The organism is Franzmannia pantelleriensis, assembly GCF_900102875.1.
GTDB classification, from domain to species: Bacteria; Pseudomonadota; Gammaproteobacteria; order Pseudomonadales; family Halomonadaceae; genus Franzmannia; species Franzmannia pantelleriensis.
The window spans coordinates 439,207-459,790 of sequence record NZ_FNGH01000002.1; the positions used below are offsets into that span (position 1 = coordinate 439,207).

The 20,584-nt window shown below is 66.5% G+C and carries 21 protein-coding genes and 1 riboswitch; of the genes, 14 read left to right on the forward strand and 7 right to left on the reverse strand.

What is annotated here, in order from left to right:
- Window positions 1–17 precede the first annotated feature (17 nt).
- Genes BLT16_RS04055 through BLT16_RS04065 form a run of 3 tightly spaced genes read left to right on the forward strand, consistent with a single transcriptional unit; the run spans window position 18 to window position 3,919 of the window.
- Window positions 18–1,001, forward strand: coding sequence for an extracellular solute-binding protein (locus tag BLT16_RS04055; RefSeq protein ID WP_089657234.1), 984 nt, complete (start codon window positions 18–20; stop codon window positions 999–1,001).
- A gap of 60 nt (window positions 1,002–1,061) precedes the next feature.
- Entirely contained in the window at window positions 1,062–2,804 is a 1,743-nt protein-coding gene (locus BLT16_RS04060) for an ABC transporter permease (RefSeq protein ID WP_089657235.1), read from the forward strand.
- Entirely contained in the window at window positions 2,801–3,919 is a 1,119-nt protein-coding gene (locus BLT16_RS04065) for an ABC transporter ATP-binding protein (protein WP_089657236.1), read from the forward strand. The genes BLT16_RS04060 and BLT16_RS04065 overlap by 4 nt, the downstream gene beginning before the upstream one ends.
- A 6-nt stretch (window positions 3,920–3,925) precedes the next feature.
- Here BLT16_RS04065 and BLT16_RS20795 read toward each other — a convergent pair whose 3' ends face one another.
- Entirely contained in the window at window positions 3,926–4,075 is a 150-nt protein-coding gene (locus tag BLT16_RS20795; protein WP_176817151.1) for a hypothetical protein, read from the reverse strand.
- A 164-nt stretch (window positions 4,076–4,239) separates the two neighbouring features.
- On the opposite strand from BLT16_RS20795, the gene BLT16_RS04070 reads away from it, so the two are divergent.
- Window positions 4,240–5,907: a bifunctional metallophosphatase/5'-nucleotidase gene (locus BLT16_RS04070; RefSeq protein WP_245701430.1), complete on the forward strand. Its 1,668-nt coding sequence runs from the start codon at window positions 4,240–4,242 to the stop codon at window positions 5,905–5,907.
- Complete coding sequence (locus BLT16_RS04075) at window positions 5,900–7,267, forward strand: hypothetical protein (RefSeq protein WP_089657237.1); 1,368 nt, start codon at window positions 5,900–5,902, stop codon at window positions 7,265–7,267. The genes BLT16_RS04070 and BLT16_RS04075 overlap by 8 nt, the downstream gene beginning before the upstream one ends.
- Before the next feature lie 39 nt (window positions 7,268–7,306).
- Here BLT16_RS04075 and BLT16_RS04080 read toward each other — a convergent pair whose 3' ends face one another.
- Window positions 7,307–8,104, reverse strand: coding sequence for an inositol monophosphatase family protein (locus tag BLT16_RS04080; protein ID WP_089657238.1), 798 nt, complete (start codon window positions 8,102–8,104; stop codon window positions 7,307–7,309).
- A 51-nt stretch (window positions 8,105–8,155) separates the two neighbouring features.
- The gene (locus BLT16_RS04085; RefSeq protein WP_089657239.1) at window positions 8,156–9,424 is read right to left on the reverse strand and encodes a glycosyltransferase; all 1,269 of its coding nucleotides are present in this window, start codon (window positions 9,422–9,424) and stop codon (window positions 8,156–8,158) included.
- Window positions 9,425–9,501: 77 nt separating this feature from the next.
- Between BLT16_RS04085 and BLT16_RS04090 the strand changes: the two genes are divergently transcribed.
- Together BLT16_RS04090 and BLT16_RS04095 are read left to right on the forward strand one after the other, a co-directional pair.
- Window positions 9,502–9,831, forward strand: coding sequence for a GFA family protein (locus tag BLT16_RS04090; protein WP_089657240.1), 330 nt, complete (start codon window positions 9,502–9,504; stop codon window positions 9,829–9,831).
- Between the two features lie 30 nt (window positions 9,832–9,861).
- Window positions 9,862–10,557 carry a glutathione S-transferase family protein gene (locus tag BLT16_RS04095; RefSeq protein WP_089657241.1) on the forward strand — a complete coding sequence of 232 codons (696 nt, stop codon included), beginning with the start codon at window positions 9,862–9,864 and terminating at the stop codon, window positions 10,555–10,557.
- Here the strand turns inward: BLT16_RS04095 and BLT16_RS04100 are convergent.
- The 3 genes from BLT16_RS04100 to BLT16_RS04110 all read right to left on the reverse strand — a co-directional run bounded on the left by BLT16_RS04100 (window position 10,541) and on the right by BLT16_RS04110 (window position 13,895).
- Window positions 10,541–11,674 (reverse strand): cation diffusion facilitator family transporter, encoded by a 1,134-nt coding sequence (locus tag BLT16_RS04100; protein ID WP_089657242.1) that lies wholly within the window; start codon window positions 11,672–11,674, stop codon window positions 10,541–10,543. The two genes, BLT16_RS04095 and BLT16_RS04100, sit on opposite strands and share 17 nt — an antisense overlap.
- A gap of 110 nt (window positions 11,675–11,784) precedes the next feature.
- On the reverse strand, window positions 11,785–12,813 hold the full coding sequence (locus BLT16_RS04105) for an alpha/beta hydrolase (RefSeq protein WP_089657243.1): 1,029 nt from the start codon (window positions 12,811–12,813) through the stop codon (window positions 11,785–11,787).
- On the reverse strand, window positions 12,813–13,895 hold the full coding sequence (locus BLT16_RS04110; protein WP_089657244.1) for a PA0069 family radical SAM protein: 1,083 nt from the start codon (window positions 13,893–13,895) through the stop codon (window positions 12,813–12,815). Before BLT16_RS04110 ends, BLT16_RS04105 begins: the two co-directional genes overlap by 1 nt.
- 129 nt (window positions 13,896–14,024) lie before the next feature.
- Here BLT16_RS04110 and cobT point away from each other — a divergent pair, with 129 nt between their 5' ends.
- The gene (gene cobT / locus BLT16_RS04115) at window positions 14,025–15,071 is read left to right on the forward strand and encodes a nicotinate-nucleotide--dimethylbenzimidazole phosphoribosyltransferase (protein WP_089657245.1); all 1,047 of its coding nucleotides are present in this window, start codon (window positions 14,025–14,027) and stop codon (window positions 15,069–15,071) included.
- A gap of 9 nt (window positions 15,072–15,080) precedes the next feature.
- On the forward strand, window positions 15,081–16,091 hold the full coding sequence (gene cbiB / locus BLT16_RS04120; RefSeq protein ID WP_089657296.1) for an adenosylcobinamide-phosphate synthase CbiB: 1,011 nt from the start codon (window positions 15,081–15,083) through the stop codon (window positions 16,089–16,091).
- Between the two features lie 20 nt (window positions 16,092–16,111).
- Here the strand turns inward: cbiB and BLT16_RS04125 are convergent, their stop codons facing one another.
- On the reverse strand, window positions 16,112–16,576 hold the full coding sequence (locus BLT16_RS04125; protein WP_089657246.1) for a hypothetical protein: 465 nt from the start codon (window positions 16,574–16,576) through the stop codon (window positions 16,112–16,114).
- Window positions 16,577–16,732: 156 nt separating this feature from the next.
- Between BLT16_RS04125 and cobD the strand changes: the two genes are divergently transcribed.
- The 5 genes from cobD to BLT16_RS04150 are packed head-to-tail and all read left to right on the forward strand — an operon-like array spanning window position 16,733 to window position 20,100.
- Window positions 16,733–17,839, forward strand: coding sequence for a threonine-phosphate decarboxylase CobD (cobD, locus tag BLT16_RS04130; protein WP_089657247.1), 1,107 nt, complete (start codon window positions 16,733–16,735; stop codon window positions 17,837–17,839).
- Window positions 17,836–18,369 (forward strand): bifunctional adenosylcobinamide kinase/adenosylcobinamide-phosphate guanylyltransferase, encoded by a 534-nt coding sequence (locus tag BLT16_RS04135; RefSeq protein ID WP_089657248.1) that lies wholly within the window; start codon window positions 17,836–17,838, stop codon window positions 18,367–18,369. The genes cobD and BLT16_RS04135 overlap by 4 nt, the downstream gene beginning before the upstream one ends.
- Entirely contained in the window at window positions 18,366–19,121 is a 756-nt protein-coding gene (locus tag BLT16_RS04140) for an adenosylcobinamide-GDP ribazoletransferase (RefSeq protein WP_089657249.1), read from the forward strand. The genes BLT16_RS04135 and BLT16_RS04140 overlap by 4 nt, the downstream gene beginning before the upstream one ends.
- Window positions 19,073–19,723, forward strand: coding sequence for a histidine phosphatase family protein (locus BLT16_RS04145; RefSeq protein WP_089657250.1), 651 nt, complete (start codon window positions 19,073–19,075; stop codon window positions 19,721–19,723). The genes BLT16_RS04140 and BLT16_RS04145 overlap by 49 nt, the downstream gene beginning before the upstream one ends.
- Window positions 19,678–20,100 (forward strand): bifunctional adenosylcobinamide kinase/adenosylcobinamide-phosphate guanylyltransferase, encoded by a 423-nt coding sequence (locus tag BLT16_RS04150; protein WP_089657251.1) that lies wholly within the window; start codon window positions 19,678–19,680, stop codon window positions 20,098–20,100. The genes BLT16_RS04145 and BLT16_RS04150 overlap by 46 nt, the downstream gene beginning before the upstream one ends.
- A gap of 208 nt (window positions 20,101–20,308) precedes the next feature.
- Window positions 20,309–20,536: riboswitch (cobalamin riboswitch) on the forward strand.
- Window positions 20,537–20,584: the final 48 nt, after the last annotated feature.

Here is a 20,584-nt window from a genome sequence, read left to right on the forward strand (position 1 = left end):
CATATGGGAGCGCCTCCATGAAGACCTTGACCTTGCTCGCCGCTGCCACGGCACTGTCCGCCGGCATGACATCCGCCGCCTGGGCTGAGCCGTCCGGTACCGTGACCTTCTACTCCTCCATGCAGCTGGATGTGGTCGAACCGATCATCGAGGCCTTCGAGGAGCGCCATCCGGAGATCGAGATCGACCTGCTCTACTCCGGCAGTGTAGAACTCGAGCAGCGGATCTTTTCCGAGATCGAGGCCGGCCGACTACGCGCCGATGTCATCTGGGCCGCCAACCCGGCACTGTTCCTCAACCTCAAGGAGCAGGGCTGGCTTGCTGCCCACGACAGCGAGCACAAGCACGCCATCCCGGAAGACCTGCGCGACGAAGACGACATGTTCTTCGCCGGCCGCGTGCACCATATGGGCATCGGCTATAACACCAATATGGTCAGCGAAGACGAAGTGCCGCGCACCTGGGAAGCGTTCCTCGAATGGGGGCCCCAGGCGGCTTCGGCCAGCCCGCTGCACAGCGGTACCAACTTCAACATGCTGGGCGCCTTCACTCAGAATGATGAGCTCGGTTTCGAATGGTACGAGCGCGCCCGCGAGGCCGGTATGCAGGTGGTGCGCGGCACCGGGGATGTGACCCGCGGTGTGGTCAGCGGCGAATTCGCGGTGATCAAGGGTATCGACTACATCATGGCCGGCCAGGCCGCCGAGGGGGCGCCGGTGGCCTTCAGCTTCCCGGAAGATGGTGTGCTGGCGCTGCCCAGCCCGCTGGCGGTGACCGCCGAGTCTGAGAACGACGCCGCGGCGCGGGTGTTCCTCGATTTCATTCTCTCCGAAGAAGGCCAGCAGGTACTGGTCGACAAGTTCTTCATGCCGGTGCGCACCGACGTCGAGCCGCCTACTGGTCTGCCTAGCGGCGACGCAATCAACGCCCTCGAGATCGACTACGATTGGATGGCCGAGAACGGCGACGAGCTGCGCGAGCGCTTCTCCGAATTGTATTGATTCCTTCACTCCCTTGCGTAGCGCGGCGCCCTTCGGGGCGCCGCGTCATGGTGTCCGTGCATGTCGCAACGTATTACGCCGCAGCATAAGGTAAGCGAGCCACCGGCGCTGCTGCGCTGGTGGCTCGACTACCGCCGGGTCATGCTGCTGCTGCTAACGCTGTTCATCGCCATCACCATCGTCTATCCCCTCTATCAGGTGTTCTGGCGCAGTCTGATGGTCGACGGCGAGTGGTCACTGGCCAACTACTCGGCGGTATTTCTGCGCCCCTCCAACTACATGGCGCTGTGGAATACCCTGTGGGTCTCGGTGCTGGCCACCGGCCTCGCGGTGCTGATCGGTACCCTGGCAGCCTTCGTGGTGCAGCGTACCGATGTGCCCCACAAGGCGCTGCTCAGCGTGCTGCTGGTGCTGCCATTCGCCATTCCACCGCTGTTCTCGGCGATCGGCTGGGTACAGCTGGCCGGTCCGGTGGGACTGTTTACCCAGTGGTGGCGCGAGCTGTTCGGCGCGCCGCCGCCGTGGAACATCTATTCGCCGGGCGGCATCATCTTCGTGCTGGCGGTGACCAACTATCCGTTCGTGTTCATCACCGTGGCCGGAGCGTTGGCGCGCATGGACAGCAGCCTGGAGGAGGCGGCGCGCACCTCGGGGGTAGGGCCGCTGCGCATCATGAAGGACATCACCCTGCCGCTGGTGCGCCCGGCGATTCTCGGCGGGGCGCTGCTGGCCTTCGTGTCATCCATCGATAACTTCGGCATTCCCGCAGTGCTGGGCATGCGTGCTCAGTTCTACGTGTTGACCACGCGTATCTACGAGGCGCTGACCATTCCCAACATGCCGCTGGCCACCGCCATGTCGGTGCTGCTGGTGCTGGTGGCGATCGTTTGCCTGGTGGCCTTCCGGCGCCTGGAGGGCAGCCGTGGCCAGTATGCGGTGATCTCCGGCAAGTCGGTGACGCCCAATGTGATCCGCCTGGGCAAGGCGCGCCCCTGGGTGCTGGCGGCGCTCTATCTGACGCTGGTGGTGATCGTGCTGATGCCGGTGTTCGCGCTGGTGCTCACCTCGCTGCTGCGCTTCTGGGGCGCGGATCTCAGCGCCGATAACTTCACCCTGCGTCACTACATTGCGGTGCTGAACCAGAGCGGGGCGCGGCGCGGCATCATCAACAGCCTGATCCTGGCGCCAGCGGCGGCGACCATCATCGTCATCGTTTCAGCGATGATCGCCTATCTCAACGTCAAGGCGCGCCAGCGCGGTGCTGGCCTGCTCGACGGTATCGCCACCGTGCCCTTCGCGTTGCCGGGATCGGTGATCGGGGTGTCGATGATCCTGGCCTGGAGCAACCCGGCCTTCGGCCCGACGCTTTACGGCACGCTGTGGATCCTGCTGGCGGGCTATATCATGCGCTACATGGCCTTCGGCCTGCAGAGCACGCGCAGTACTCTGCAACAGATCCACGACTCGCTGGAAGAGGCGGCCTGGACCTCCGGCGCCAGCCGGCTGCGCACCATTCGTGACATCACCCTGCCGTTGCTGCGGCCGGGGATGTTGGCCGGCTGGGTGCTGATCTTCATCTCGGCGTTCAACGAGCTGACCGTGTCGGTACTGATCTGGACCACCGGTGCGGAGACCATCGGCGTATGGATCTTCCTGATGCAGGATTCCGGCTTTACCGGGCGTGCCGCGGCGCTGGCGGTGCTGACCCTGCCGGTAATCCTGCTGCTCTACCTGTTTACCCAGTGGCTCACAAAACTCGAAGCGCGGCGCCGCGAGCGACGCGCGGGGAAACCTGACGCATGACTGCCATTCTGACCCTCGACGGCCTGACCAAGCGCTACGGCCAGGTCACCGCGGTGGACAACGTCTCGCTGTCCATCGACGCCAACGAATTCTTCTCGCTGATCGGGCCCAGCGGCTGCGGCAAGACCACCACCTTGCGCAGCGTGGCGGGGCTCGAGAGTGCCCAGCAGGGCTGCATCCAGATGGCCGGCCGTACCGTGTTCGATGCCGCCACACGGCGCGACTTGCCGCCCAACAAGCGGCCCATCGGGATGGTGTTCCAGAGCTATGCGGTGTGGCCGCATATGAACATTTACGAGAATATCGGCTACCCGCTCAAGGTCCGCGGTCTGCCGCGCGATGCGATCAAGGCTCGCGTCCAGCGGGTGCTGGACATGCTCGGCATGGGCAACCTTGGCGCCCGCATGCCTAGCCAACTCTCCGGCGGCCAGCAGCAGCGCGTGGCGCTGGGACGGGCGCTGGCCATCGAGCCTAGCCTGCTGCTGCTAGACGAACCGCTCTCCAACCTCGACGCCAAGCTGCGCGAGTCGATGCGCGCCGAGCTCAAGCAGGTCCAGCGCGATACCGGCCTGCCAATTCTCTACGTGACCCACGATCAGGACGAAGCGCTGGCGATGTCCGACCGTATCGGTGTGATGTCGGCCGGGGTTCTACATCAAATCGGTACGCCCACCGAGGTCTATACCCGGCCGGCGACCCGCTTCGTGCTCGACTTCATCGGTACGGTGTCGTATCTGCCCTGCGAAGTGCTCAAATGGGAGGACGAGTCGGTAAAGATTCGCTGGGGCGAAGCGGGCGAGGCCAGCGCCATGCTGGGTGTCAACCAGGATACGCCTAAGCATGGGCCGGCGAGTCTCGCCGTTCGACCCGAGCATGTGCTGCTGACGCCAGTCGCCGACGCCATACAGCCGGGACTGGCGCGAGGGCGCGTCAAGATTCGCGCCTACCTCGGCGACGCCTGGGAGTATCACGTGCGGGTCGGCGAGTGCCTGATTCGCGTGCGCACCGATAGCGCCCAGGCGCTGGAGGAGGGCAGCGAAGTCGCCGTGGGCGTGCGCCAGGGCTATGTGGTGAACGCAGACGATGCCGGCCAGGAGCGCGTGCTGTTCTCCTGAGTCGGCTTACTCCTTGTGCCTGCGCTGGCGCGCCTGACGCCGCCGCGCGGCATCCCGCTCCCGCCGACGCTGCCGGGAGAGGGCATTGCCGTTGGCCAGCTGCACCAGAAATTCGATCTCTTCCTCGCTAAGCGGGGGGCGTTGATCATGTGTCATATCGGCTCCTGCAAATGCGCTGAGGATTGCCTCGAATCGTCAGGCTAAGCGCGTCGCATGACAGCCAGATGTCGGTCGTAACTGGGGGTGAGTGCTAATATAGGGTGCGGGAAGCATTCGCTGCGCCGGCAGGGAAGTACTCATCAACGAAAGGAGTCGTCACGATGCGATATGGACAGGGCTATCTGGTTGCGGGGCTGGCATGCGCGCTGATGGTGCCAGTACTGGCCAGCGCCGATCCCATCGAAGAGCGCTATACCCTCACGCTGTTCCATACCAACGACCTGCATGGGCGCACCGACGCCTATCCGCAGCTGGTCAGCACGCTGGACAAGGCCCGTGAGCGCCACGGCGACGGCCTGCTGCTGGATGCCGGAGATATCTTCTCCGGCACGCTCTACTTCACTGAATTCCACGGTCAGGACGCCGTCGAGTTCATGAACCTGATGGGCTACGACGCCTTCGTGCCGGGTAACCATGAGTTCGATCTCGGCGACCCGGAAGAGGGTCACCAGGCGCTGGCCGCCTTCTTCGAGGCTGCCGAGTTCCCGATCGTCGCCGCCAACATGGACTTTTCCGCGTCACCCGAGTTCGAGGCGCTGCTCGGCGACTCGTTGGCCGAGTCGCCTGCCGGCGGCATGATCCATGATGGCATCGTGGTCGAGCATCAAGGTGAGCGCATCGGCATCTTCGGCCTCAATACCGAAGACACGCCGAATATCTCGAGCCCCGGAAGCGTGAGCTTCAGCGATTACCGCGAAACGGCCGAGGCGATGGTCGAGCGCTTCGAAGCCGAAGGCATCGACAAGATCATCGCCTTGACCCACCTCGGCTACGACACCGATCCCAGCGTTGGCAACGACCTGCTGCTGGCCCAGCATGTCGAGGGCATCGATATCATCATCGGCGGGCATAGCCATACCCGGCTCGATCCGCCCACCCTGGTCACCGAGAACCACCGCGGCGAGACCATGGCGCCGACGGTGATCGGTCAGGCGGGTGAGTATGGCGAGTACCTGGGTGTGATGGAGGTGATCTTCGACGGCGACGGTATGGTAGTGGACGTCAGCGGCGAGCTGCTGTCCGTCGCCGACAGCGAGGCCGACCCCCAGGCCGCCGAGATGCTGGAACCCTATACCGCGGCCATCGAGACCTTGCGTGACGAGGCCATCGGCGTAGCGCTTGAGCAGACCCTGGCCAACCCCCGCCACGGTGATGGCGATGAGCAGAGCGTGCGTGCCAACGAGACGGCGCTGGGCAACCTGATCGCCGATGGCCAACTGGTGGCCGCCCGACGCGTGGCGTCCGATACGGTGATGGCGCTGCAGAATGGCGGTGGTATTCGTGAGCCGCTGACCGAGGGTGACGTCACCGTTGGCGACCTCATCGCGGTGCAGCCGTTCGGCAACCGTCTGACGCTGCTCGAGGTCAGCGGTGCCGAGCTGATCGACACCTTCGAGATCGCCCTGGCCGATGCCCCCGGTGAGAATGGTGGTTTCCTGCACGTCTCCGCCGGCACCCGGCTCACCTACGACAGCCGCGAAGCCCCAGGTGAGCGGGTCATGACCCTGGAAGTCGAGGTCGATGGCTCGTTGGATGCGGTTGCGCCGGACCAGACCTACACCATTGCCACCAACCATTTCACCGCCGCTGGCGGCGACAGCCACGATGTACTGGGGGCGGCCTACGACGATGGCCGCGGCACCATTGTCGGCACTACCGACTGGGAGATGCTGCGCGATTGGCTGCTCGAGCTCGACGAAGTGGCGTATGCGCCCCAGGGGCGGATCGTCGATCTGGCGGTCCAGGGCAGCGATGAAGGCGATGGATAAGTGGTGGCTCGGGACCATGCTGGCGCTGTTGCCGCTGGGCCCAGTGCATGCCTCCACCACGCTGCTGTCGGTTTGCTCCGCGCCACCAGCAGTGAGCGAGCCGAACGGCCAGCGCGCGCTGTATGCCAGCCGAGGGGAGGAGATCTGGTTGACCTGGTCTGAGCACGGTGACCTGCCGCTGGGATGTCATGGGCTGGCGCTGCCGGTGCCCGCCGAGTCGATCCGCTGGGTGGGGCCGGCGGAGCGCCCCGCCGACGTCGACCTGCCCCGCGAGCTGACCCTGCAGGGCGACATGGCAGCGAGTGATGTCAACGTCAGCGAAGTGATCTGGCACCTCGCCGAGCCGCCCGCCGATAGTGCGCCTGCCCAGGATGTACCGCTACAACACCCCCAAAGCCCCGACGAGGATGCCAGCGCGCCGCGCTCGGCGTGGATATGGTCGCCCGAGGCGTGGCAGTCAGCCGCGGACTCATTGTGGGCGCTGGCCGAACGCGAGCACCTCGATACCCTCTACCTGACGCTGCCGGTCTCCGCCGACGGCGAGCTGGAAACGCCAAGCGCGGTGAGCGAGTTTGTCAGCGAGGCCTCGCGGCGCGGCATCGGTATCTGGCCGGTGATCGGCGACCCCCGCGATGTGCTGTCAGAGAGTCTCCCGGCGCTGCTCAATCGTGTCGCCGCCTATCGTGACTACAACCGCTCGGTGCCGCCGCAGGCGCGGCTAGACGGGCTGCAGCTGGATATCGAGCCCTACCTGCTGGCCGGTTTCGCGCTGGGGGGCGACCACTGGCGGGAGCGCTATATCGCGACCATCCGCGAAGCGCATGCCACCCTCGACGGCGAGATGCCCTTGGATCTGGTAGTGCCGGTGTGGTGGGGCACTCACCCCGCCTGGGGCAAACGTTGGCTCGATGCGTTGCCTGACGGCAAACTGAGCATCACGGTCATGAATTACCGCACCGATCGCGACGCGCTGCGGCGGGGTGCCCGGCCCTTCCTGGCCTGGGGCAGCGAGCATGGGGTGCCGATTCGCATGGCCCTGGAGAGCGGGCCACTGCCAGATGAAACCCGGCTGACTTTCTCCTCGCAGGCCGCCAGTGCCGAGGGCGACAAAGGCCAGCTATGGTTGTTCGAGCAGCTCTCGCCGCCGCTGCTGGTACTGCTGGATGAACCTCACGCCGGCCTGCCGGGCACTCCCTTTGTGCAGGTACGCGAAAGCACCTTCGCCGGGGCCAACCTGACCTTCGACGGCGACCAGGCGCGGCTCAACGCCGTAGCCAACGCCCTGACCCATGAGTGGCAGCAGCAGTGGCCGTCCTTCGACGGTATCGCCGTGCACGGCCTGGACGCGGTCTACTGGTAGTCTGGCATGGTGGGGGGCGCAGCATGCCAGCCGCCGCGCTCAGCTGGTCAGGCACTCGACCAGAGGGCCATGCCGATCAGGGTGGGTGACCAGCAGACTGCGCCACTCCTGCGGCGACGAATTGCCACTCAGGTCGGTGACGATACAGCCCGCCTCGCGGGCGATGACGATGGCGGCGGCAATGTCCCACCATTCCAGCTTGGCTCCTTGTGACCAGAAGGCATCAAAACGTCCGAGTGCCACGTAGGCGATTTCCAGTGCAGCGGAGCCGGGGCTGCGGATCCCCGACACCTGTGGCATGAGATGCGCCATCTGGCGGCAGCTGAGCGGGCAGTCGCCCTTGCCGTGGTAGGGCAGGCAGGTGCCCACCAGCATTTCGTTGAGTGGTCTGGCGGAGCGCAGGCCCAAGCGCTGACCGCCCAGGAAGGCGCCCCGTCCGCGAACGGCCCACAGCATTTCATCGAGCAGCGGCTGGTAGACCACGCCGATCAGCAGTTCATCGCCGTGCTCCACGGCGATGGAGACGGAGAAGTGCGGCACCTTGTGAAGAAAATTGTTGGTGCCGTCCAGTGGGTCGATGACCACGGTCAGCTCGCCGCCTTGGCCAGCGGTGATGCCGCTCTCCTCGCCAAGAAAACCCACCTCGGGATGTGTTTCGCGAATCGTGTCGATGATCGCCTGCTCCGCGGCCCGATCGAAGTGGGTCACGAAGTCCGAGGCCCCCTTGCTGTCGAACGAGATGGTGCCGGCGGTTTGATAGCCATCCCGCAGGATATCACCGGCCGCTCTGGCCGCGCGTTGCAGGCTATCGGTTAGGGTGTCGAGGTCGTCGTTCATTTGAGCTCCTTGCGTGACGGTGTTGGGCGAGAGACCCTGACTGGATTCGCTTTAGTCTTGCGCTCGAGATATCAGTGGTGCTGCTGCCGAGTCGCTAGACAGCGCCTCGATGACATTCATGCTAGGCCCTTGATCCATGCATATCCGTGCATAGAGTGTGGCCAGCTCGGCGCCCTTGGCGTCCTCGTGCCAGCCTTCGGAATACGCTACGCCGCGCTGTGCCAGCTCACTGCGCAGCGTCTCGTCTGCCAGCAAGCGATTCACTTTGGCGGCGAAATCGTCGAGATCCTCGTCGGCAATCAGGCAGCCCTCGCCATCCACCAGCACGTCGCGGGTGCCCATGATGGCGGTGGAGACCACCGGGGTGCCTAACGCCAGGGCCTCCAGCAGCACCAGCCCCTGGGTCTCAGTGCGCGAGGCGAAAACGAAGACATCGGCGGCGCGATAGGCGGCTTGCAACTGACCATGGCGATCCAGATAGCCGAGGAAGCGCACGGCGTAGGTGATGCCGATCTGCCGCGCGCGGCGGGCCAGCTCCGCGCGGGCCGGCCCCTCGCCGGTGATGATCAGGCGCGTATCCGGGTGCTCGGCGAGTATCCGTGGCAGTAGGTCGATCAGGAAGGTGATGTTCTTCTCGAAGGCCAGGCGGCCAACGAACAGCAGCAGACGGGCGTTGACCGGCAGGTCATAGCGGGCGCGAAAGTCCTCGTGCTGGTCGGGGTGGCAGAAACGCTCCAGCGCCAGGCCGGTGGGGATCACTGCGATAGGGGACGTGACGCCATAGCCTTCCAGCGTCTCGCGCATGGCATGGGAGGGCGCTACCAGTGCTGCGAGCCGGCGGCACTGGCGCACCGAGAGGCGCCGGGCAATAAAGCGTAGCCAGCCACTCGGCACGCCGCGTACATAGTGGGGCAGATAGGCCTCGAACAGGGTGTGATAGGTCGCCATAGCGGGGCAGCCCAGTCGCCGCGCCAGTGCCGTGCCGGCATAGTGGGCGACGAATGGGGTGTGAATATGCACCAGGTCGAAGCTCTCGGCGGCGAGGCGTGGCGTCAGTGCCAGCACCTTGCGGTAGTGCATCATGCGGTCTTCGGGAGAGTTCGCCACGCCGCGCGAGACGACGCGCAGCACGTTTGGTTCATCCAACTGCCCTACGGGGTACTCCGGACATATCAGGGTGACAGAGTGGCCGAGCCGCTCCAGCGCATCGCGAAAGCTGGCGATGGACGTGGCGACACCGTTGATGCGCGGGAAGTAGACGTCGGAGAGCATCAGTATCTTCATCTGAGAGGGCTCGGCATGGCGGCTGATATAGGCCATCCTGCGTGCTCACGGTGACGTCATGGTGACAATGGCGTGGGGTCTTCACGAAGCGTGCAGCCGGACAAGGAGGCAAGATGAGCAACGGTCCTTACTATCAGGGCAGCTGTGAGTGTGGCGCGGTGACGCTGCTGGCCACCGCCGAGCCGCTGGCGCAAGGTCGTGACCAACGAGGGCTGGGCTGGCTGGTGCTGGACGCGGCGGCGCTGCAGATCAGCGCTGGACTCGAGGCCCTGGAGACCGAGACGCTTGGCGCTGGCCATGAGTGCCGGCGTTGCCGGCACTGCCAGCAGCGGCTGTTCGTCGAGGGCGATGCGCTGACGCTGATTGCCGATGCACTGTTAACGGCCGAGGCGGAACCGCCCGGCGACGTACTGGCCGAGCGATTGCCCTGGCGGCTATATTGAAGGGCCATGCCGCCATCGCAAGGATCGCTAATGTATCGTCTGCACATTGCCAACAAGCACTACTCCTCCTGGTCGCTGCGCCCCTGGGTGCTGATGCGTGAGCTGGCGATTCCCTTCGAGGAGCAGCTCAGCGCCTTCGACCCCGACTCGAGTTGGACGCGTTTTCGCGACTTCTCCCCGACCGGGCTGGTGCCATGCCTGGTAGATGACGAGCAGGTGGTGTGGGAGTCGCTGGCCATCGTCGAGTATCTTGCCGAGCGGCACCCCGGGGTATGGCCGGCGGATAGCGCGGCGCGGGCCTGGGCGCGCTGTGCCAGCGCCGAGATGCACGCCGGCTTTGCGGCGCTGCGCAGCCAGTGCCCGATGAGCTGTGGTGTGAGGGTGCGGCTGGAGCGCCATGATGAGGCGCTGCGTCGCGATCTGGCACGACTGGACGAGCTCTGGGAGCAGGGGGTGACGCGCTTCGGTGGTCCCTTCCTGGGCGGCGAGGCGTTCAGCGCCGTGGATGCGTTCTTCGCGCCGGTGGCGTTTCGCGTGCAGACCTTCGCGCTACCGCTGGCCGAGGCATCGCTGGCCTATGTCGAACGACTGCTGGCCTTGCCCGCCATGCAGCAGTGGTATGCCGAGGCGCTGGTCGAGCCGTGGATCGATCCGCAGCATGAAGCGGAGGCCGAGGCTGGGGGTACGCTGCTGGCCGACTATCGCGAGCCTAGGCCAGGCGCTTGACCTCGACCTGATCGAACCACTCGATGTCTTTCGCCCGCTCGCCCAACTGCTCGATCACTGCGGGGCTTGAGAAGGGGGCCTGCTCGTCGAGACACACCACCACCGTGACGGCCCCCTCCAGATAGTGCAGCTCGATCTCGCGTATCGCGTTCCAGACCTCGAGGGGTTGCCAGCGCTCGGCCAGGGCCGCCTCGACGTCGGGGCGCAGCGGCAGGCCGGGGAAGCGGCTGGGATCGCCTTCGCCGGCGTCGTCTTCCGGATCGATATGGAAGGTGAGGTCGGTCAGTGCCGGAAACGCCCGGCGTAGACGCCGGCTCACCTCGTTACCGATCTCATGGCCCTCCGAGACGCTGATCCGGGGTGAGACCACCACGTGCAGGTCGAGCATGGTGCGCCCGGCGGAGAGGCGGGTGCGCAGGTCGTGGATGCCGGTAACGCCGGGCACGCTTAGGGCTTCATCGCGCATTGCCTGCTGGGTGCTCACCGGTAGGGCGGTATCGATCAGTTCGCGGCCGGCGTCCCACAGCAGGCTCCAACCGACCTTGCCGACCAATAGCCCGACGATCACCGCGGCGAGGGTATCCAGCCAGCCGTAGCCCCACTGGGTACCCAGCATTGCCAGGATGACCACCGCGGTAGAGAACACATCGGAGCGTGAATGCCAGGCGTTGGCCTCCAGCAGGCGAGACTGGGTACGCCGCGCCACTCGCATGGTGGCATGGTAGAGCGCCTCCTTGGCGAGCAGTGTCGCCAAGGCGATACCGACGGCCCAGTAGCCGGGAGGAGGAATCGCGGCGCTCGAGAGCAGGCGCTCGAGGCTCGACCAGGCGATGGCCCCGGCGACGAAGATCAGCATGCTGCCCAGGAACAGGGTCGCCAGAGTTTCGATGCGGCCATGACCGTAGGGGTGGTCGTGGTCCGGCCCCTGTTGCCCATAGTGGGTGGCGGCCAGCACGAAGCCATCGGTAATCAGGTCGGAGAAGGAGTGAATGCCGTCGGCGATCAGTGCGGTGGAGCTCACCATCACCCCGACAATCACCTTGACGAGGCCCACCAGGCCATCGACCCAGATGGCCAATATCGTGATACCGCGGGTGGCGCGTTGGTCGGCAGTCATGGTCAGGTACGGTCTGCTCGGGTCGCTCGACGATGCATGCTCGTCGTAGTCGTATGATCAATGGCTAAATAGTACCGAATCAGTCCTGTATGAGCAATATCGTCGTGTGCTCAACATAACGCCTGTTGCGCCTCTGGCAAGCTGACCTCCGAGCCGGACGGCAGCGCCGCAGAGGGCGCTTTCAACCAGGCGGCGATATCGGCCTCGGTACGCTGGCGCTGGGTGTAGCGGGTCAGCATATGGTAGCCGTCAGGGTAAAGTGCCAATCGCCATGCAGCCTGGCGGCGCTCCGGTAGCCGCTCGAGCAGGGCGCACATCGCCTCCGGTGGAATCACTTGGTCGTTGTCGCCGTACAGCAGCAGGGTGGGGCCGGGAAGGTCGGCAGCACTCTCCAGCGCCCGGTCCATGGCCTGGGTCACACCGTAGAGGGTATCGACGCGTGCGCTGCGCAGGATGCGGGCGTCCTTGGCCAGCTTGGCCATGATCTCGGGGTCGTCGGTGGGTTCGATGCCCAGCCGCTCGGCGGTGCGTGCCGAGAAGGCCGTGTCGGGAATAAGCCGCACGGCCAACCACAAGCTGGCGCGCTGATACCAGGGCATCGCCTCTTGCCCCCAAACTGCCGGGGCGATCAGCACGCTGCCGTCCACCGGCGGCGGGGTGTCACGACTCATCGCGAGCATTACCAGCGCTCCACCCATGCTCTTTCCGACCAGGTAGAGTGGCGTCTCCGGGTGGCGCTCACGGAGCAGTCGGGCGAGCAGATCAATGTCGTCGACCATTCGCTGATGGCCGGCCCACAGGCGGCGCTGGCGAGTGACGCCGAAGCCGCGTTGATCATAGGCGTATACTGCGATGTTGTGCTCGGTCAGCGCCGCGGCCAATACATCGAAGCTGCCGCCGTGATCGTTGAAGCCGTGCACCGCCAGCACGATAGCGTCAGGAGCGTCACCGTCCGGGCTCCAGTGCCACAGCGGCAGGCGGTAGCCGTCCTCGGCGGTCACGAAGTCACCATCCAGCTGAGGAGTGGCGGGCCCGGGCCCCGGTGGCTGCAGGGTGGCACCACCACCGCATCCCGCCAACAGCATCAGCAGGGGCAGTAACACGGTCACTAGGGAGCGGAATGGCGGCTTGCCTGACATCAAAGGAACAGATCGCCTTGTGCAGTGGGTGGTCTGAACTGGCTGCAATCGAGGCCTTCGTCGATGCGCTCGGCCATGCCCAAGCGGCGCCGGGCGTGGTGAAAGCGCTGTCCCAGCATATCGGCGAAGACGCCCTCGCCGCGGAAACGATGCCCGAAGCGGCCGTCGTAGTCCTTACCGCCGCGGCACTGGCGGATCAGGCTCATCACCTTGGCGGCGCGCTCGGGGTAGTGAGCCTCGAGCCAGGCTTCGAACAGTGGCGCCACCTCGTGGGGCAGGCGCAGCAGCATCCAGCCGGCGGTGCGCGCACCGGCGCGGCTGGCGGCATCCAGCAGCGATTCTAACTCATGGTCGTTGAGCCCGGGAATCATCGGCGAGAGCAGCGCCCCCACCGGCACCCCGACGGTGTTGAGTTCGCGCATCACCCTTAGCCGCGCCTGGGGCGAGGCGGTGCGTGGCTCCAGGCTGCGCTTGAGGTCGGCGTCCAGGCTGGTGAGGCTGACGAAGACCCGCACCAGGCGCCGTTCGGCCATCTCGGCCAGCAGTTCGCTGTCGCGCAGGATCAGCGCGCTCTTGGTCACCAGGGTGACCGGGTGGCGGCAGGCCAGCAGTAGCTCGAGAAGTCGTCGGGTCGTCTGCCGCTGTGCCTCGATGGGCTGGTAGCAGTCGGTATTGCCGGATAGGTTGATCGGTCGACATACATAGCCCGGCTTGCACAGCTCCTCCTCGAGGCGCTCCACCAGCCCGCTCTTGGCGATCAGCTTGGTCTCGAAGTCGAGCCCCGGCGACAGGTCCCAGTAGGCGTGGCTGGGCCGTGCATAGCAGTAGATGCAGCCGTGCTCGCAGCCGCGGTAGGGGTTGATTGAACGGTCGAAGCCCAGGTCCGGCGAGCGATTCCACGACAGCGCCGTCTTGGGGCGCTCTTCGCGCACCTCGGTGGCCAGTGTCGCGGGTGCCTCCTCCTGCCACCAGCCATCGTCGAACGCTTCGCTGTGGGTGGGGGCGAAGCGATTGTGAGGGTCATAGGTGGCACCGCGGCCCTTGAACGGAGCATCCCCCGCGACGTGGTGTGAGGCGGACATCGTTGGCACCTCGCTGTTTATGTGTATGAATATACAGTATAGGGGTGTTGTGTTCCGCTGCAAGGTAACGGCGACGGTGACTCTGTTACCATTGGCGCCTTTCTCGGTTCCCCCGGCCAGGAGCGGCACGTGAGCGACGCCCTTTATTCCCCTCCCAACCTCGACAGCGCCAGTGCGGCGCGTGCCAGGGAGCATCTCGATAGCCTGACCAAGCCCCCCGGCAGCATGGGGCGGTTGGAGGCGCTGGTGGAACAGCTGGCCGGCATTCGCGGCGAGCCCTTTCCGCGGGTATCGCCTCCGGGGGTGCTGGTATTCGCTGCCGATCACGGCGTGGCCGCCGAGGGTGTCTCGGCGTTTCCCCAGGCGGTGACTGCGCAGATGGTGGCCAACTTCGTCGCCGGTGGGGCGGCGATCAACGTTTTTGCACGGCAGATCGGGGCGCGCCTGGAGGTCATCGATGTCGGCGTCGCTGCTCCCCTTGAGGGGCCTGTCGTCATTGATGAGAAGATCGGTCCCGGCACGGCCAACTTCGCCGTCGAGGATGCCATGAGCCGCGACCAGGCGTTGGCCGCCATGGCCGCCGGTCGACGCGCCAGTGGGCGTGCGGTGGAGGCCGGCTGTCGCTGCCTCATCGTCGGTGAGATGGGCATCGCCAACACCACCGCCAGCAGTGCGCTGCTGGCGGTGCTGAGCGGCAGGCCGGTGGCCGAGCTGGTCGGGCGTGGCACCGGCGTCGACGATGCCGGCCTGGCCCACAAGCGTGCCGTGATCGAGGCGGCCATCGCCGCCCGGGCACCGGACGCCGGCGACCCGCTGGCGGTGCTGGCGAGCCTGGGGGGCTTCGAGATTGCCGCCATGGCCGGGGCCTTTATGGAGGGTGCGGCGCGGCGAGTGCCGCTGCTGGTGGATGGCTTTATAGCAACGGTGGCGGCGCTGTTGGCGTGTCGATTGGTGCCTGAGCTGCGCGACTATCTGATCTTCGCCCACCGCTCCCATGAAGCGGGGCATGGCGCGGCGCTGGCGGCCCTGGAGGCGATCCCGCTGCTCGACCTCGAGCTGCGCCTCGGCGAGGGCAGCGGCGCGGCGCTGGCGTTTCCGCTGCTCGAGGCGGCCTGCCGCATGCTAAGCGAGATGGCCACCTTCGAGGCCGCCGGCATCAGCGCCGGCCCGGCCTAGCGGATGGGCATGTCCGAGTGGCTGCTGCCGGGCGTCATCGTCGCGCCCCTGGGCCTGGCCGGGCTGGGCCTGCTGGCGGCGGCGCTGGCGCTGGACCTGCTGGCCGGGGATCCGCGGCGCCTGCCGCATCCGGTGGTGGGCATTGGGCGTGCCATCGCCTGGCTGGAGGCGTGCTGGAACCACGGCCCGGCTGCATCGCGCCGCCGCCTTGGGGTGCTGGTGACCGCGCTGGTGGTGGGGGGTGCCTATGCCGCCGGTTGGGTGCTGCTCACGCTGCTGGGGTGGCTGCACCCCTGGCTTGGCTGGGCCGCCGAGCTATGGTTGCTGTGGAGCTGCTTGGCGATCAAGGGGCTGGCCGATGCCGGGCGGGCGGTGGCAGTACCGCTGGCCGAGGGCGACCTGCCGGCAGCACGCCGGGCGCTGGGCATGATCGTGGGGCGCGACACCCAGACGCTGGATGAGAGCGAGATCGCCCGCGGCGCGGTGGAAACGGTCGCCGAGAACACGGTGGATGGCATCACTGCGCCGCTATTCTGGGCGCTCATCGGCGGCGCGCCCCTGGCGCTGGCCTACAAGGCGGTCAATACCCTCGACTCCATGGTGGGGTATCGCAGCGCCCGCTATCGCGACTTCGGCTGGGCCTCGGCGCGGCTCGACGATCTGGCCAACTGGCCGGCGGCGCGGCTGACGGCGCTGGCGATCTGGCTCTCGTCCTGGTGGCTGCCCGGCACATGGCGGCAACGCGGAGCGCTGTCCGCCACCCGTCGCGAGGCGCCACGCCATCCCAGCCCCAATGCCGGCTGGCCGGAGGCGATGGTGGCCAACCTGCTCGGCGTGCAACTCGGCGGTGTCAATTATTACGCCGGCGAGGTATCGCATCGCGCTACCTTGGGCACTCCTCACCGGCCGCTGTGTGCGGCGGATATCGGCGCCGCCGTGCGACTGATGCATGGCGGCTGGATAATGAGCCTGCTGTTGATGGCGCTGGTGCTGCTGATGCTTCGAGGTGTCTTCGCCTGAGCCAGGCCAGCAATGCACGCTCAGTAGGCGTTGAGCTGCTGAAGGTCCCTGACGATGTGGCGTACTTCGGCCTCATGCCCGTCCGCCAGGGATTGAAAAAAGGCAAGTTCCCGTCCGCCCGAGGCCCGCTCGGCTCGGTGAGTGTAGAGATCCTGCAAGGTCCGGTGCGCGGTCAGAGCGGTGGCCATCACGTCCTGTATTTCGCTGGTGCCGATTCCCCCTGGCAACCGCTCGACAACTGGTGGATGAGGGAAGTCCGTGGGATCGTCGAACCAAGTCTCAAGCACGGCTCGATGGTCACCATTCTCAGTGGCATAGCGGGTCAGTTCGCTGTGCTGCTTGTCCTCTCGCTGAGCGAGATACTCGAGCGCCATGCGCTGGCGCTCGCTCTCGGTAGTGGCGGCCAGCTGACGATACTGCTCGGCCATGCGGGAATGAAAGTCCGCTGCCCAGGACACCAACTCCCTTACTTGATGGAAACGCATGGTGGATTCTCCCGCAGCAAGGGGCAACTCACGAAAGGTTGCCGTTACTTACACCCTAGCCGAAACGGGGCAGTTCGCCTTGACCGTTATCAGGTTGGCGGGCAATGTCCTGTGGCTCATGGTAGCGTCGCTGCTGTTGCAGGGAGACTCTTGAACATGATCGATGCGACAGGCAATGGTGCCTGGCCGCTACACGGCGGCCAGCCGAGCGCCTTTGCCGCCCTGGCCCAGCGCCATGGCTGGCCCGGCGAGCGGCCGCTGACCGACCTCAGCGCCAATCTCAATCCGCTGGGGCCGCCGGCCTGGCTGGAGAGCCGGCTGCGCGACACCTTGCCGGCCCTGGCACGTTACCCCGATCCCGACTATCCCACGGCCCGGCGGGCGATCGCCGACGCCGAGGGGCTGGCGCCTGAGCAGGTGCTGCTCACCAACGGCGGCGCCGAGGCGATCTTCCTCGCCGCCGCGCTGCATGCCGGCAAGCGTGCCGTGATCGTCGAGCCGACCTTCGGCGAGTATGCCCGCGCCTGCCGCCACTACGGCGTCGATATCGAACGGCTGAGGCTGCCGGAGCCGGACTTCTGCTTCGACCTTCAAGCCGCCGATGCGGCCATGCGCCATGCCGACCTGCTATGGCTGTGCCGGCCCAATAATCCCACCGGCACCCTGGTGCCGCGGGCCGAGATCGAAGCCCTGGCCGCCCTGGGGCAGCGCCACGCTACGACCCTGGTGGTGGACGAGGCGTTCGTCGACTTCAGCGACGATGACCAGCGCCTGACGCCGCTGCTCGCCGACTATCCCAACCTGCTGCTGCTGCGTTCGCACACCAAGTTCTTCACCCTGCCGGGGTTGCGTCTGGGCGCGCTGCTGGGGAGTGCCGAGCAGATCTCCCGCGCCGCCGCCTGCCAGCTGCCGTGGAGCGTCAATGCCCTGGCCGCCGAGCTGGTAGCGCCGCTGTTGGCAGACCATGAGTATCTACGCCATACGCGGGCCTGGCTCGACGCCGAGCGTGGCTATCTGCAGGGCGGGGTGACACGACTCGGTTTCGAAACGCCGCCGACCCAGGCCAATTTCCTGCTGCTGCGCGATCCACGCGGCCCCGGCAGTGCCGATCCGCTGTTTCTCCACCTGCTCTCCCACGGCCTGCTGGCCCGGCACACCCATAACTTTCATGGCCTCGACGGCGGCTGGCTGCGGGTGGCGCTGAGCGAGCGCGACATCAATCGGCGTCTGCTCGAGGCGCTGGCTGCCTGGAGCGGTGCATGATCGCCTTCGTCAGCGGCGGCGCCCGCTCCGGCAAGAGCGCCTTCGCCGAGTCCCTGGTGCGTGAGTATCAGCGCCAGCGCGGCGGTGCGCGCTACTACCTGGCCACCGCCATGCCTGGGGACGCCGAGATGGCGGCGCGTATCGCCCGGCACCGCGTCGAGCGTGGCGATGCCTGGCGAACCCTGGAGGCCGCGACCCTGGATCTTGCCCTGGCCGAGGTCGAGCCGGCAAGCGTACTGCTGCTCGACTGCCTGACGCTGTGGGCCAGTCGGGTGCTGTTCGAGCTTGACCTCGAGGCGTCGGCGGCACTGGCTCAGCTCGAGCGGGCCCTGGCCAAGGCCCGCACCGCTGACATGGCGCTGGTGGTCGTCTCCAACGATATCAACGAGGGCATGCCACCCGAGGATGACGCCAGCTGGCGCTATCTGGCCCTGCTGCAGGCCGCACACTGCCGGGTGGCGGCGGAGGCCGACTGCGTGGTGCAGGTGGTCGCCGGCTTGCCCCAGGTATGGAAGGGGAGCCTGCCATGAGCAACGCCGGCTATGGGCTGCTGCTGGCGCTGCAGTTCCTCACCCGTGTGCCGATCCCGCTAAACTGCCCCTGGACCCCGGCGACCAGCCGCTGGGCGGTACGCTGCTATCCGCTGGTCGGCATGCTGCTGGGAGGCTTGCTGGCGCTGGCCGGGCAGCTGTTCGGCAGTTTGCCGACGCCGCTGCTGGCACTGCTGCTGCTGAGCCTGTGGGTAGCGCTATCGGGTGGCCTGCACCTGGACGGGCTGATGGACGTGGCCGATGCCCTGGGCAGCAACCGCCCGCTGGAGCAGCGCTGGGCGATCATGAAGGATCCCCACGTTGGCAGTTTCGCGATCATCGCGTTGCTGTTCCAACTGGCCTGGAAGGGGGCGCTGCTGTGGGCCTGGCTCGAGGCCGGCATTGGCCTGGTGTGGCTGGTGGCGGTGCTGGGGCTGGGGCGCCTGGGGGCCGTGGCACTGCTGGTGCTGGCGCCCGTGGCGCGCGAGGAGGGGTTGGCCTGGGCTTGGCAGCAGCACCTCGGCCATCGCGACCTGCTGCTGGCACTGCTGCCGCTGGTGCTGCTGTGGTGGCTGGCGCCGGGTTGGCTGCTGTCGCTCGGGGCGCTGCTGGTCTTTCTGTTGTCATACGGCGCGTTGATCATACGTGCCTTCAAGGGCATCAACGGCGATATCGTCGGTGCCGCCATCGAGGGAGGAGAGTTATGGCTGTTGCTGGTGGTCTGGTGGTCACTATCGTCCGTCATGGGCTGACGGCCTGGAATGTCGAGCAACGCTACCAGGGTCAGCGCGATATACCGCTGTTGCTGCCCGATGCTGTGCCGGCGCTGGACCGCCTGCGCGATTACCTGCGCGCCTATCAAAGCGAGCGGCCTTTCGATGCCGTCTACTCCAGCGACCTGGGCCGCTGCCGGCAGACCTTGGCGCATGTCCTGGAAGGGCGCGAGGGCGATACGGCGCTCCACGTCGAGCCGCGCCTGCGCGAGATGGACTTCGGCGCCTACGAGGGCAAGTGCTACGACGACCTCAAGGACCTGCCGCAGTATCGCGCCTGGATCGACAGCCAGGGCGAACAGGCCCCGCCTGAGGGTGAGTCGGCCGCGGCGCTGCGGGCGCGGCTCGATGCCTGGTTTGCCGAGCTGCTCGCCGCCGCCGAGGCGCACGCCTGGCAGCGGGTGCTGGTGGTGACCCACGGCGGAGTGATTCGTGAGCTGCGGCGTCGCTTCGAGGCCATCGACTTCTGGGACGGCAGCGTGTCCCAGGCCGAAGGACGCTGCTTCGGCTTCGACAAGTCGCAAGGAGAGTGGCAATGCAGCTGGTCATCGGCGGTGCCTGCGCCGGCAAGCGCGGGTTAGTCCAGCGCTGGTATCCCCATGCTCGTTGGCAGGCGCAGGAAGATGCAGCGCGCCAGGCGATCTTGCCCGCACCTGGCGAAACGCTGGTGGTGAGCGGCTGGGCGGGCTGGATTCGGGCCGCGCTGGCTGCCGCGCCGGGTGACGACGACGCCCTGCGCCTGGCGCTGATCGAGCGCCTCGACGCCCTGCGCGCCGCCGAGACCGAGAGCGCCGCCGAGGTGATACTGATCGTCGAGGAGATGGGCCGTGGCATCGTGCCGATGGGTGCCGAGCGGCGCCGCCTGCGCGATCTCAACGGCTGGCTGGCTCAGGACGCCGCGGCGCGCTGCGAGCGGGTCTGGTATGTGCGCCATGGGCTCTATCGGAGGTTGAGTTAGTCCAAGGCCATGACAGTAGCCCCTTAGCGAGGAACGCCGGGGGCAGGGCGAAGAGGAGGTGTCGATGCCATGGATGGCATCGGTAGCGCCCAGGGATGGGTTCACAGCGCCTCCTCGTAGGCCTGCCGACGGATCAGTTCCGAGCGGTGTCGCTATCTGCAATATCGCCGCAAATCCCCACGAATTGACCTTTACCAGGCGCATTGCTAGCTTACCGCCACTCTCAGGTGCTGGCGGCGAGCTCGCCGCCAGGTAAACGGGAAGTCGGTGCGCGATCCCTGTTTCGCTACTCCGACGCTGCCCCCGCAACGGTGATCGAGTCAACGACCGTCGATATGCCACTGTGCCCGCTTGGGCATGGGAAGGCGACGCTCGAGAAGGCCCATGGCGGCCTTCGCTCGTCAGCCCGGAGACCGGCCCGAGAGCACCGTGCAAGCCAATAAACATGACGCCGTGCGGGTGAGCACGGCGAGCAAGGGACTCT